This window comes from Streptomyces sp. NPDC046349 (assembly GCF_055587885.1).
Window position 1 is genome coordinate 1 of record NZ_JBVJFK010000013.1, and the last position, 13,911, is coordinate 13,911.

General features: G+C 76.4%; 3 protein-coding genes and 1 pseudogene. All 4 read left to right on the top strand.

The features are described from left to right. A partial coding sequence (locus ACZ6JS_RS28015; protein ID WP_469301980.1) for a type I polyketide synthase occupies positions 1 to 4,365 on the top strand: 4,365 nt, incomplete at its 5' end. Positions 4,366 to 4,500: 135 nt separating this feature from the next. Continuing rightward, positions 4,501 to 11,076 (top strand): annotated as a pseudogene (locus ACZ6JS_RS28020) (type I polyketide synthase); the annotation flags it as partial. Next, positions 11,073 to 13,085 carry an alpha/beta fold hydrolase gene (locus ACZ6JS_RS28025; protein ID WP_469301982.1) on the top strand — a complete coding sequence of 671 codons (2,013 nt, stop codon included), beginning with the start codon at positions 11,073 to 11,075 and terminating at the stop codon, positions 13,083 to 13,085. The pseudogene ACZ6JS_RS28020 and the gene ACZ6JS_RS28025, both read left to right, overlap by 4 nt. After that, entirely contained in the window at positions 13,082 to 13,879 is a 798-nt protein-coding gene (locus ACZ6JS_RS28030; RefSeq protein WP_469301983.1) for a thioesterase II family protein, read from the top strand. Before ACZ6JS_RS28025 ends, ACZ6JS_RS28030 begins: the two co-directional genes overlap by 4 nt. Positions 13,880 to 13,911: the final 32 nt, after the last annotated feature.

The window sequence follows — 13,911 nt, forward strand, 5'->3', positions numbered from 1 at the left end:
AACATCGGCCACTCCCAAGCCGCCGCCGGCGTCGGCGGCGTCATCAAAATGGTCATGGCCATGCGCCACGGCCTCCTCCCCCGGACCCTGCACGTCGATGCCCCGACCCCGCACGTGGACTGGTCGAGCGGCGCGGTCTCGCTGCTGACCGAGCGCACCCCGTGGCCGGAGACGGAGCGGCCCCGCCGGTCGGCGGTCTCCTCCTTCGGCATCAGCGGCACCAACGCCCACGTCGTCCTCGAACAGGCCCCCGCAACCGAGCCCGAGCCCGCCCGTGCGACGGCGGTTCCCTCCCCGCTGCCGTGGGTGCTCTCCGCTCGCGGTGCGGACGGCCTGCGCGCCCAGGCCGCGCTGCTGCGGCGGTCGGCCGCCGACTCCGGCACGGACGGCGGCTTCGGCCTCGCGCACCTGGACATCGGACACGCGCTGGCCACCACCCGGGCCGTGCTCCCGGACCGTGCCGTCGTCCTCGCCGACGACCTGGCGGCGCTGCTGGCCGGCCTGGACGCGCTGGCCCGCGGCGAATCCGCGCCGCAGCTGGTGACCGGGGACCCGGACCGGGCGGCCGAGGCCGGCGGACTGGCCTTCCTCTTCACCGGGCAGGGCAGTCAGCGGCCCGGCATGGGCCGGGAGCTGTACGAGACGCACCCCGTCTACGCCCGCGCCCTCGACGAGGTCTGCGCACGGATGGACGACCACCTGGGCCGGTCGCTGAAGGAGCTGATCCTCGCCGAGGAGGGGAGCGAGCAGGCCGCGCTCCTCGACCGGACGCAGTACACCCAGCCCGCGTTGTTCGCCGTCCAGGTCGCCCTGTTCCGGCTCGTGGAGGAGTACGGGCTGATCCCCGACCACCTCCTCGGCCATTCGGTGGGTGAACTGGCCGCGGCGCACGTCGCGGGGGTGCTCTCCCTCGACGACGCCTGCAAACTCGTCGCCACCCGCGGCCGCCTGATGCAGTCCGCACCCGCCGGCGGCGCCATGATCGCCATCGAAGCCACCGAAACCGAAATACGCGACACCCTCCCCACCCACCACGGACACCTCGACATCGCCGCCGTCAACACCCCCCACTCCACCGTCATCACCGGCGACCACGACGCAGCCCACCAACTCGCCACCACCTGGCGCAACAACGGCCGACGAACCAAACAACTCAACGTCAGCCACGCCTTCCACTCACCCCACATGGACGGCATCCTCGACGAATTCCGCACCACCGCAGCCGCCCTCACCTACCACGCCCCCACCATCCCGATCATCTCCAACCTCACCGGCAAACCCGCCACCACCGAACAACTCACCAACCCCGACTACTGGGTCCAACACCTCCGCCACACCGTCCGCTTCAACGACGCCGTCCAACACCTCCACCACCACAACGTCACCACATACCTCGAACTCGGACCCGACGCCGTACTCACCGCGATGGCGCGTACGAGCCTGTCCTCCGGGGAGTCGGAGTCGGAAACCGGGCGGGCGGTCACCGCGGTGCCGCTGCTGCGCAAGGGTCGTCCCGAAAGCGCCACCGTGGCGGCGGCGCTCGCGCAGGCCCACGTACGGGGCCGGGACGTGCGGTGGGAGGGGTTCCTGCCCGGCGGCCGGGCCGTCGCCCTGCCCACGTACCCGTACCAGCGCGACAGCTACTGGCTGAGCGCTCCGGCGGCCGCCGTGGCGCCGGGGCCGGCCGGCGGGCATCCGCTGCTGGACGGGGTGGTGGAACTCGCCGCGGGTCAGGGCTGGCTGTTCACCGGCACCCTCGATGCCGAGGTCCACCCGTGGCTCTCGGAGCACACCATCATGGGCCGGCCGCTGCTGCCCGGTGCGGCCGTCGCCGAGCTCGCCCTGTACGCGGCCGGGCGGACGGGGGCGGCGGAGGTCGCCGAGCTCACCCTCGAACAGCCGCTGCCGCTCGAGGGACGTGTCGCCCTCCAGCTCATGGTGGGTGCGGCCGGTGACGACGGAACCCGGCCCCTCGCCCTGCACTCCCGGCCGGAAGGAACCCCGGACGGCGCCTGGCTGCGGCACGCCTCCGGCCTGCTGGCCGAGGACGTTCCCGCGCCGACCGGCGAGGACCCCGACCTCACCACCTGGCCGCCCCCGGGCGCCGGCGAAATCCCCGTCGACGGCCTCTACGCCCGGCTCGCCGAACGCGGATACACCTACGGCCCCGCCTTCCAGGGGCTGCGCAGGGCCTGGCAGCACGGCACCGACGTCTACGCAGAGATCGTCCTCCCCGACACCGCCGACACCGGCGGCTTCGCCCTCCATCCCGCCGCACTGGACGCCGCCCTGCACACGGCCCTGGTCGGGACCGGCGCCGGGGACCGGCTGGTGGTGCCCTTCGCATGGAGCGCGCTGGCCCTGCGGGCATCCGGATCGACACGGCTGCGGGTCCGCCTGCGGCGGGGTCCGGGCGACGTCCACTCGCTGCTGGTCGCGGACGGGAACGGCGTACCGGTGTTCACGGCCGGCGGCCTCGCGGTGCGCGAGCTCCAGGCCGACCCGGCGGCCGCAGCCGGGCCCGTCCACGGGGCCGGGCTGTTCGACCTGCACTGGTCCCCGCTGCGGGCGGAGACGCCCGTTCCGGCCGGTCCGTGGGCCGTCCTCGGCGACGGGGGCGCCCTCGGTGACGGCGGGGACGCCGCAGACGCCGTACGCGCCGCCGGCGTGGCCGTGCGGGCCTACCCGGGGCTGGAGGCGCTGCGGGCTGCTGTGGACGGCGGGGCCCCGGTGCCGACCGTGGTCCTGGCCGCCGCGCCGACCGGTTCCCCCGTGCCGGACGCCGACGGCCGGGCCGTGCTCGCCGCCCTCGAACTGGCCCAGGCCTGGCTGGCGGACGAGCGGTTCGCGGACTCCCGGCTCGCCGTCCTCACCCGGGAGGCGGTCGCCGTCGCGGACGCCGAACATCCCGACCCGGCCCTCGCGGCGGTCTGGGGCCTGGTCCGCTCCGCGCAGTCCGAACAGCCCGGCCGGTTCACCCTGATCGACACCGACGGGCGGCCCGAGTCCGTACGCGCCCTCCCGCGGGCCCTGGCCTCGGCGCAGCCGCAGCTCGCGCTGCGGGCCGGCCGCGCCTCCGCGCCCGCCCTGCGCGGGCACCGGCCGGCCGGACCCGCCGCGGACACCCGGGCGGTCTTCGGGGCGGACAGCCACGTCCTGGTCACCGGCGGCCTGGGCACCCTGGGCCGGCTGCTGGCCCGGCACCTGGTCAAGCAGCACGGCGTGGGCCGGCTGCTGCTGACCGGGCGGCGAGGCGCCGCGACGCCGGGCGCCGAGGAGTTCGCGGCCGAACTGGCCTCCCTGGGCGCCGAGGTGACCGTCGCCGCCTGCGACACCGGTGACCGGGCGGCGCTGGCCGCCCTGCTGGCCGCCGTACCCGCGGACCGGCCGCTGACCGCGGTCGTGCACGCGGCGGGCGTGACCGACGACGCGGTCCTGGCGGGGCTCACTCCGGAGCGGCTGGCGGGAGTACTGCGGCCCAAGGCCGACGCCGCCCTCCACCTGCACGAGCTGACCCGGGACCTGGGCCTGGACCTGTCGGCGTTCGTCCTCTTCTCCTCCCTCGCCGGCACCCTGGGCTCGGCGGGCCAGGGCAACTACGCGGCGGCCAACGCGTTCCTGGACGCCCTGGCCCGCCGGCGCCGTGCCGAGGGGCTGCCGGCCGTGTCACTGGCCTGGGGTCTGTGGGCGCAGGAGAGCACGCTGACGGGGGACCTCGGTGCGGCGGACCTGAAGCGTCTGGCCCGCACCGGGATCGGGGCGTTGTCCGCGGAGGACGGCCTGGCGCTGTTCGACGCGGCCGTCGCCTCCGGCGCCCCGGTCCTGACGGCGGCCCACCTCGATCTGCGGACGGCGGACCCGGACGCGGTCTCGTACCTGCTGCGGGGGCTGGCCCCGGCCCGCCCCGCGGGCGCGGCGCGGGCCGCGGCCCAAGGCACCGCGGCCGGTCTGCGCGACCGGCTGGCCCGGGCGCCCCGGCGGGAGCACCACCACATCCTGCTCGAGGCGGTACGCACCGAAGTGGCCGCCGTGCTGGGCCACTCGGACGGCGAGCGGGTGCCGGCCGACCGCCGGTTCCAGGACCTCGGCTTCGACTCCCTCACCGCCGTCGAGCTGCGCAACCGCCTGGCGGCCGCGACCGGCGTCAAGCTGCCGCCGACGCTCGTCTTCGACCACCCGACGCCGGGCGCCCTGGCGGACCGGCTGCGCACGGCACTCGTGCCCGATGTCCCGGCACAGGAGACCGGAGCCGCGGACGCCGCCGGCCGGACGGACGGCACGAGCGGCGACGGCGACGGGGGTGGCAGTGTGCTGGATTCGATGAGCGCCGACGACCTGGTCCGCCTGGCCCTGGGCCAGAGCTAGAGGAAGACACCCACCGCCCGGGGCCGGACGCCTTCCGGCCCCGGGCAGACCGACCAGACCCAGACCCAGACCCCGACAGGGAAGTACGGAGAGAACAGGATGGCTTCCACAACCCAGCAGCAGGTCGTCGAGGCGTTGCGGGCCGCGCTGAAGGAGAACGAGCGGCTCAAGGCCGACCACGCCCACCTCAGGGAGCGCGAGCACGAGCCGATCGCGATCGTGGGAATGGCCTGCCGCTACCCGGGTGGCGTCCGTTCCCCCCAGGACCTGTGGCGGCTGACCACCGACGAGGTGGACGCCGTCGGCCCGTTCCCCGCCGACCGGGGCTGGGACCTGGCGGAGCTGTACGACCCCGACCCGGACCGGCCGCACACCTCGTACGCGAGGGAGGGCGGATTCCTCTACGAGGCCGCGCAGTTCGACGCGGAGTTCTTCGGTGTCTCGCCGCGCGAGGCACACAGCATCGACCCGCAGCAGCGCCTGCTGCTGGAGACCGCGTGGGAGGCGTTCGAGCACGCCGGCATCGACCCGGCCGCCCTGCGCGGCAGCCGGACGGGCGTGTTCGTCGGCACCATGTACGCCGACTACATGAACCGCCTCTCCCCCGCCCCCGAGGAGTACGAGGGCTTCCTGAGCGTCGGCGGGGCCGGAAGCGTCGCCTCCGGGCGGCTGTCCTACACCTTCGGGCTGGAGGGCCCGGCCATCACCGTCGACACGGCCTGCTCCTCCTCGCTCGTGGCCCTTCACCTGGCCTGCGCCTCACTGCGCAGCGGCGAGTCCTCGATGGCCCTGGTCGGCGGGGCCACCGTGATGGCCACGCCGATGCCGTTCGTGGAGTTCAGCCGGCAGCGCGGGCTCGCGCCGGACGGCCGCTGCAAGGCGTTCTCCGCCTCGGCGGACGGCACCGGATGGGCCGAGGGCGCCGGTCTGCTGCTGGTCGAACGGCTCTCCGACGCCCGCCGCAACGGGCACCCCGTACTGGCGGTGGTGCGCGGCTCGGCCGTCAACCAGGACGGCGCGAGCAACGGGCTCACCGCGCCCAGCGGCCCCGCGCAGGAGCAGCTGATCCGCCGGGCCCTGGCCGCGGCCGGGCTCACCCCCGCCGACGTCGACGCGGTGGAGGCGCACGGGACGGGCACCTCGCTGGGCGACCCGATCGAGGCCCAGGCACTGCTGGCCACGTACGGCAGCGGCCGCCCGGCCGACCGGCCGCTGCACCTGGGCTCCCTGAAGTCGAACATCGGGCACACCCAGGCCGCGGCCGGGGTCGGCGGCGTCATCAAGATGGCGATGGCGCTGCGGGAGGGGCTGCTGCCCCGGACCCTGCACGTGGACGAGGCGACCGGGCACGTGGACTGGTCGGGCGGCGCCGTGTCCCTGCTGACCGAGACGATCCCGTGGCCCGGGCAGGGCGAGCGGCCGCGCCGGGCCGCGGTGTCCTCCTTCGGCATCAGCGGCACCAACGCGCACGTCATCCTGGAGCAGGCCCCGGAGCCGCAGGCGGCACCACAGTCGGCCGCGGCCGGGCGTCCGGCCGCGCCGGCGCCCGTACCGGTCGTGCTGTCCGCGGCCGGGGAGCCCGCGCTGCGGGCGCAGGCCGACCGGCTGTACCGGCACCTGACCGATGCCGACGGCGACGGGCTCGCGGACATCGGGTTCTCCCTCGCCACCACCCGCGGGCACCTGCCGCACCGGGCGGTGCTGCTCCCCGAGGACCGCGACGAACTGCTCGACGGGCTGCGGGCGCTGGCCGACGGCGTGCCCGGCGCGGACGTGGTCCGGGCGACCGCGGCCGAGGGCCGCACCGCGTTCCTCTTCGCCGGCCAGGGCTCCCAGCAGGCCCGGATGGGCCAGGAGCTGTACGAGGCGTTCCCGGTGTACGCGGCCGCGTTCGACGAGGTGTGCGCCGCCCTGGACCCGCATCTGGAGCGGCCGCTGCGGGATGTGGTCCTCGCGGCAGAGGACAGCCCCGAGGGCGCACTGCTGCACCGGACCGGCTACACGCAGCCGGCGGTCTTCGCCTTCGAGGTGGCGCTGTTCCGGCTGCTGGAGTCCTGGGGGGTCCGGCCCGACGCCGTCCTCGGGCACTCCGTCGGTGCGCTCGCGGCCGTGCACGCGGCCGGGGCGCTGTCGCTGGCGGACGCGGCCGAACTGGCCGCCGTACGGGGCCGGATCATGCAGCGGCTGCCGTCGGGCGGGGCGATGGTGGCCCTGCGCGCCTCCGAGGCGGAGGCGGCGGCGCTGCTCGCCGGCCACGAGGAGCTGATCTCGCTGGCCGCGGTGAACGGCCCGGCCGCCACGGTGCTCTCGGGCGACCACGACGCCCTGGCCGGCGTGGTCGCGGCGTTCGAAGGGGCCGGCGGGAAGGCCACCTGGCTGCGCGTCAGCCACGCGTTCCACTCCCCGCTGATGGCGCCGGCCCTGGAGGAGCTGCGGTCCGTCGTCGCGCGGCTGGTCTTCAAGGAGCCGCAGCTGGCGTTCGTCTCCGACCTGACCGGCCGGGCCGTGGGCGCGGACGAGCTGGCGGACCCGGAGTACTGGGTGCGGCACGCGCGGCACGCCGTCCGCTTCCAGGACGGTGTCACCGCCCTGGCCGGACTGGGCTGTGCCCGCTTCGTGGAGGTGGGGCCGGGCACCGACCTCACCTCGATGGCCGCGGAGTGCCTGGAGGACACGGGCCGGGGGCGCCCGGCGGGGCACACGCTGATCCCTTCGCTGCGGCGGCGCCTGCCGGAGGTGACCGCGCTGCTCACGGCGGTCTCGCGGCTGCACGCCTGCGGTGGTGGCGTGGACTGGGCCGCCGTGTTCGCGGACCGCGGGGCCCGCCGGGTGGAGCTGCCCACGTACGCCTTCCAGCACCGCCGGTACTGGATCGACCGGCCGGCGGCGGCCGGGGACGTGCGGTCGGCCGGGCTGGTCCCGGTCGACCACCCGATGCTGAGCGCCTCCGCCGAACTGCCGGACACGGGCGGACTGGTGCTGACCGGACGGCTCTCCCTGGCCCGCCACCCGTGGCTGGCCGACCACCGTGTCGGCGGCCGGGTGCTGCTGCCCGGCACCGGCCTGCTCGACCTGGTGGCGCGCGCCGCCCGGGAGGCGGGCTGCGACCTGGTGGAGGAGCTGGTCCTGGAGGCTCCGCTGGTGGTGCCGGAGGAGGGCGAGGTCCGGCTGCGGGTGTCCGTGGCCGCCCCGGACGGCACGGACGGCTCCGGCCGCCGGGCCGTCGCCGTGCACTCCCGTCCCGAGGACGATTCCGACGGGCAGGGCTGGTCCCGCAACGCCCACGGCGCGGTCCTGCCGGACGGTCCCGTGCCGGTGCCGGCCGCCGAGAACGGCGGGGACTGGGCCGGGGTGTGGCCGCCGCACGGCGCGGAGCCGGTCTCCGGCCCGGTCGCGGACCTCTACACCGTCCTCGGCGCCAAGGGCCTCGGCTACGGCCCGGTCTTCCGCGGGGTGCGCGCCGTCTGGCGGCGCGGCCAGGAGGTCTTCGCCGAGGTGGCGCTCCCCGCCGCGGCCGGGCCCGCGGCCGACGGCTACGGCCTGCACCCGGCGCTGCTCGACGCGGCGCTGCACCCGATCGCGCTCGGCGGCCTGATCGACGGGGCCGACGGCGGCGACGGGCGGACGTTCCTGCCGTACGCCTGGTCCGGCTTCCGCACGCACGGCGGGAGCGGCCCGCGCCTTCGGGTCCGGCTCGCGCCGGCCGGGGCGAACGCGGTGGGCATCGACGTCGCGGACGCCTCGGGCCGGGCGGTGGCCTCGATCGGATCGCTGGTGCTGCGTCCGCTCCCCGAGGGCGCCCCGGACGCTGCGGCCGGGCCCGGCGACGGCCTGCTCTGGCCGGTGTGGGAGGAGCTGGCCGAGCTGCCCGCCGCCCCCGCCACGCACCGCTGGACACTGCTCGGCGCGCATGAACACGAGCACGAGCTGGGTCTCGGCGGGGCCCTGTCCGGTACCGCCGAACTGCTGGCTGCGCTGTCCGCCGGGGCGGAGGCTCCCGCGCTGCTCCTGCTGCCCTGCCCGCTCCCCGCGGGCGGCGGGGAGCCGAGCGGCGGCGCCGGGGCCGTGCGCACGGCCCTGAACCGGGTCCTCGACACGGTCAGGCTCCTGGTGGCGGACGAGCGTCTGGCCGGGACCCGGTTGGCGGTCCTCACCCGGGGCGCCGTCACCCTGGGCGGCGAGCAGCAGCCCGGCGAGCTGTCCCACCGCGCCGTGTGGGGCCTGCTGCGCTCCGCGCAGGCCGAGCACCCGGACCGGTTCGCGGTGCTCGACGAGGACGGCACCCCCGCCTCCCGGCGCGCCGTCGCGACGGCGCTGGCCACGGGCGAGCCGCAGCTCGCCCTGCGCGGCGGCGCCGCCTACCGTCCCTTGCTCGGCGCGCACCACACCGAGCAGTTGCTGGCGCCGCCCGCCGACACGCCGCACTGGCACCTCGACTACGTGGCCAAGGGCACCTTCGCGAACCTGGCCCTGAAGCCGTGGCCGGAGGCGGCCGCCCCGCTGGAGGAGGGCCAGGTGCGGGTCCGGATGCGGGTCGCGGGCCTGAACTTCCGCGACGTCCTGCTCTCCCTCGGGGTGATCCCGGCGTCCGTCGACGGGCACGCGGGCGGTTCCGGACAGGGCGGTGAGGGCGCCGGCACGGTCCTCGAAGTGGGTCCCGGTGTCACCGACCTGAAGCCCGGCGACCGGGTGATGGGCCTGTTCTACGGCATCGGCCCGACATCGGTCACCGACCGCCGGTTCGTCTCCCGGATCCCGGAGGGCTGGTCCTTCCGGCAGGCGGCCGCGGTCCCCGTCACCTATCTGACGGCCTACTACGGCCTGGTGGACCTGGCGGGCCTGCGCGCGGGCGAGTCGGTCCTCGTGCACGCGGGCGCGGGCGGCGTCGGTACGGCGGCGATCCAGATCGCCCGCCACCTCGGTGCCGATGTGTACGCCACCGCGAGCCCCGCCAAGTGGGGCGCACTGCGCGGCGCCGGGGTCGCGGACGGGCACATCGCCTCCTCGCGGACCCTGGACTTCGAGCGGGCCTTCCTCGCCGCGACGGGGGGCCGGGGCGTCGACGTGGTGCTCAACTCCCTCGCCGGGGAGTTCGCGGACGCCTCTCTGCGCCTGCTGCCGCGCGGCGGCCGGTTCCTGGAGATGGGCAAGACCGACCGGCGCGAGCCCGCTGAGGTCGCGGCCGCGCACCCGGGGGTCGTGTACCGGACGTACGACGTCCGCGATCCCGGGCCGGACCGCATCCAGGAGATCTTCACGGAGCTCCTCGCCCTGTTCGAGCGGGGCGCGCTGCAGGCCCCGCCGGTGGCGGCCTGGGACCTGCGCCGGGCGCCGGACGCCTTCCGGCACCTGAGCGAGGCCCGGCACATCGGCAAGGTCGTCCTCGACCTGGCGGACGAGGACGAGCGCTGGGACACTTCCCGGGCCGTCCTGGTCACCGGCGGTCTCGGCTGGCTGGGCCGGCTCGCCGCCCGCCACCTGGTGGCGCGGCACGGCATACGGCAGCTGGTCCTCATGGGCCGCGGGCTGCCCGGCGAGGACGCAGCCCGGGACGTCGCAGCGCTGCGCGCCCTGGGCGCGGACGTCCGTACGGTCGCCTGCGACGCCGCCGACCGGGACGCGCTGGCCGCCGCCCTGGCCGACCTGGCCGGCGAGGGGGTCCGGATCGGCGGGGTCGTGCACGCGGCGGGGGTCCTGGACGACGGCCTGCTGACCGCGCTGACCGCGGAGAGCCTGGAGCGGACCCTGCGTCCGAAGGTGGACGCGGCGCTCAACCTGCACGAGCTCACCGAGCCGCTCGGCCTCGACGCGTTCGTCGCCTTCTCCTCCCTGGCGGGCACGCTCAGCGCCCCCGGGCAGGCCGGGTACGCGGCCGGCAACGCGTTCCTCGACGGGCTGATGGAGCAGCGGCGTTCGGCCGGAAAGCCGGGGCTCTCCGTCGTGTGGGGCCTGTGGGAGGGCGCCGGCGGCATGGGCGCCGGCCTGACCGGCGCGGACGTCGCCCGCATGGCGCGGGTGGGCGTGGCCCCGATCACCTCCGGGCAGGGGCTCGACCTGCTGGATGCCGCGGTGCGCCGCGACCGTCCGGTGGCGGTGGCCGCACGCTGGGACCTCGACGGGCTGCGGGCCGCGGTCGCGCAGGGCGCTGCGGTGCCGCCGCTGCTGCGGGGGCTGCTGCCGGCGGCGCCCGTGCCGGTGGCCGCGGCCGCCTCCGGGGCGCAGGTGCCTGCTCCGGCCGGGGGAGCCTCGTCGACCGGGGACCGGCTGCTGGACTCCGTGCTCCACGAGGTCGCGGCCGTACTGGGGCACGGTTCCGGTGCGGCGGTGGACCGGGACGGGGCCTTCGACCGGCTCGGCTTCGACTCGCTCACCGCGGTGGAGCTGCGCAACCGGCTGGCGGCGGCGACGGGTGTCCGGCTGCCCGCCACGTTCATCTACGACTGGCCGACCCCGGCCGAGCTGGTGGTGCACCTGCGGGAGCAGTTGCCGCAGCCGGCCGGGGAGCCGGCCGAGACCTCCGTCTCCGCCGCCCCGGCCTCCGGCGACGGCGCCGGGGCCACCGCGGCGCTCCTCGCGGACATCGCCCGGCTGGAGGCCGCCGTGGCCGACCGGCCCCTGAGCGAGGCGCAGGGAGCCGTCGTGGGCGGGCGGCTGCGTGAGCTGCTGACCGAACTGGGTTCTATGAAGGAGGATCACTCCGCGTGGGCATGACCAACACCCCGACGGCCGCCCCGGTTTCGCCGGGCGGCCGCGCCGCCCGGCAGGCCGGGCCCGCGAGCGGGCCTGTCGATCCGTCCCGATGGCTGCGCACGTATCACCCCCGCGGTTCCGCCGCCGCCCGCCTCGTGTGCTTCCCGCACGCGGGCGGCGCCGCGAACGCCTTCGTGGCGCTGTCGGCCGCGCTGCCCGAGGACGTCGAGCTGCTCGCCGTCCAGTACCCCGGCCGCCAGGACCGGCGCGGCGAACCCTGCGCGCAGGACCTCTCCGAGCTGGCCGCGGGCGTGGCCGGCGCCCTCACGGCCTCGCCCGACGACCGGCCGCTGTTCCTGCTGGGCCACAGCATGGGCGCCCTCGTGGCCTTCGAGACGGCCCGGCTGCTGGAGGAACACGGCGGACCGGCCCGGCTGTTCGTGTCGGCGGCCCGGCCGCCGGCGCAGGACTGGCAGGAGCCCGACCTGGCCCTCGTCGGCGACGGGGAGCTGGTCGCCGGGCTGCGGCGGCTCGGGGGCATTCCCGAACCGCTGCTGGCCGACCCGGAGATCGCCGGCGAGATCCTGCGGCTGCTGCGCGCCGACCACCGCGCGCTGCTGCGCCACCGCTGTGCGCGGGACACCGCGGTGGCGGCTCCCGTCACGGTGCTGCTGGCCTCGGCGGACCCGAAGAACTCCCTGGCGCAGATGGCCGACTGGGCCCGCCACACCGCGCGCGGGCACGAGATCGTGACGCTGTCCGGCGGCCACTTCGCGCTCCTCGAGCGGCCGGCCGAGAGCGCGCTGTCCCTCACGGAACGCATCCGCGGGGACCTGGCCCGGCCCGAGGCGCCCGGGGCGCCGGATCCCGGACCCCTCGCCGACCTGGTGCGGGAACTCATGCTGGAGGGCCTCGCGGGCCGGCCCCCGCGGCTGACGACCGACCTGACGGCCCTGGAGGCCGCGGCCGGCCGGGTGATGGCCCCGGAGGCCTTCGCGTACGTGTCCGGCACGGCCGGGTCCGGGGCTACGGCCCGGGCCGACCGGGCGGCCTTCGACCGTCTGCGGCTCGTGCCGCGGATGCTGCGCGGCACGCGGCGTGCCGACACCTCTCTGACTCTGTTCGGGCAGCGGCTGCCCGTCCCCGTCCTGCTGGCTCCGCTGGCGGCCCAGCAAGTGGCTCACCCGGAGGGGGAGTCGGCCACGGCGCGGGCCGCGGCGGCGACCGGCGTGCCGATGGTGCTGTCGACGTTCGCCTCGCGCACGCTGGAGGAGGTGGCCGGGGCGGCGGGCTCCCACCCGCGCTGGTTCCAGCTGTACCTGCCCTCGGACCGGGCGGTGGGCGAGTCGCTGGTGCGGCGCGCCGAGGCGAGCGGCTACCGCGCGATCGTCGTCACCGTGGACGCCACCCACCTCGGCTTCCGCCCCGCGGAACTCGACAGCGGGTACTCGCCGTTCCTGCGCGGGACCGGCATCGCCAACTTCACGAGCGATCCTGCCTTCCGGGCCGGGCTGCCGGCCGACGCGGACGCCACCCAGGCCGTCCTGCGGTGGGCACAGATCTCCACCGACCCGACCCTGACCTGGGAGGACCTGGCCTGGCTGCGGGGGCTGACCCGGCTGCCGCTGCTCGTGAAGGGGATCCTCCACCCGGACGACGCCCGGCTGGCGCTGGAACACGGCGCGGACGGCGTGGTCGTCTCCACGCACGGCGGCCGCCAGCTCGACGGCGGCGTTTCGGCCCTGGAATCGCTGCCGGCGGTGCGCGCGGCCGTCGGTCCGGACGTGCCGGTGCTGATGGACTCCGGCGTCCGGACCGGCAGCGACGTGCTCAAGGCGGTGGCCCTGGGCGCGGACGCCGTCCTGTACGGCCGGCCGTACGTGTACGGGCTCGGCCTCGACGGCGAGCGCGGCGTCGAACACGTCCTGCGCTGCCTGCTCACCGACCTCGCCCTGGCCCTGGCCCTCACCGGCTGCGCGTCCCTCGCGGACGTCGGCCCGCACGTCCTCTCGAACGGAGATCCCCGATGAAGCGACCCTACGGACCCGGTGCCGATCCGACGGGCTGGCTGCGCCAGTACCACCGGCCGCCGGCGGAGGGGCCGACGCTGGTCGTCTTCCCCCACGCGGGCGGTTCGGCGACGGGCTACTACACGCTGTCGCAGGCCCTGTCGGGCGCCGCCGAGGTGCTCAACGTGCAGTACCCGGGCCGCCAGGACCGGCTCGGGGAGCGCTGCATCGACGACATCGGGGAGATGGCGGACCAGGTCGTCGAGGCGCTCCTCCCCCGCGCGGGCCGCCCCCTCGTGCTGTTCGGGCACAGCCTGGGTTCGATCGTCGCGTACGAAGTGGCCCTGCGGCTGGAGAGCCGGCACCCGGACCGCGCGCCGATCGGTGTGATCGTCTCGGGCCGGCCGGCGGCCGCGATCCACCTCAGCCGCGGCCTGTCCCTGCTGGCGGACGAGGACCTGGCCTCGTCGATCTCCGACCTGGCCGGCACCCCGCCTGAGCTGCTGGCCGACAAGGACCTGATGTCGGCCGTCCTGCCGTCCCTGCGCGCCGACTTCAAGGCCGCGGAGAGCTACCGGGGCGCGGCGGGCACCCGCGTATCGTGTCCGCTGTACGCCTACTCGGGGGCGCAGGACCACAACGTGCCGCGCGAGGGCCTGCTGCGGTGGAGCGAGCACACCTCGGCGGAGTTCACGGTCCGCTTCTTCGAGGGCGGCCACTTCTACCTCCAGTCCCAGGAACCGGAGGTGGCGCGCGCCCTCGCCTCCGACCTCCACACCCTCACCAGGACCGCCCTCCTCACCCCCGCCCACTGACCGCACCCATGCGCAAGGCCCTCCCGGTCCGC

Coding starts and splice junctions, on each gene's coding strand:
- ACZ6JS_RS28025 (WP_469301982.1), top strand. CDS start 11,073: ATGACCAACACCCCGACGGCCGCCCCGGTTTCGCCGGGCGGCCGCGCC.
- ACZ6JS_RS28030 (WP_469301983.1), top strand. CDS start 13,082: ATGAAGCGACCCTACGGACCCGGTGCCGATCCGACGGGCTGGCTGCGC.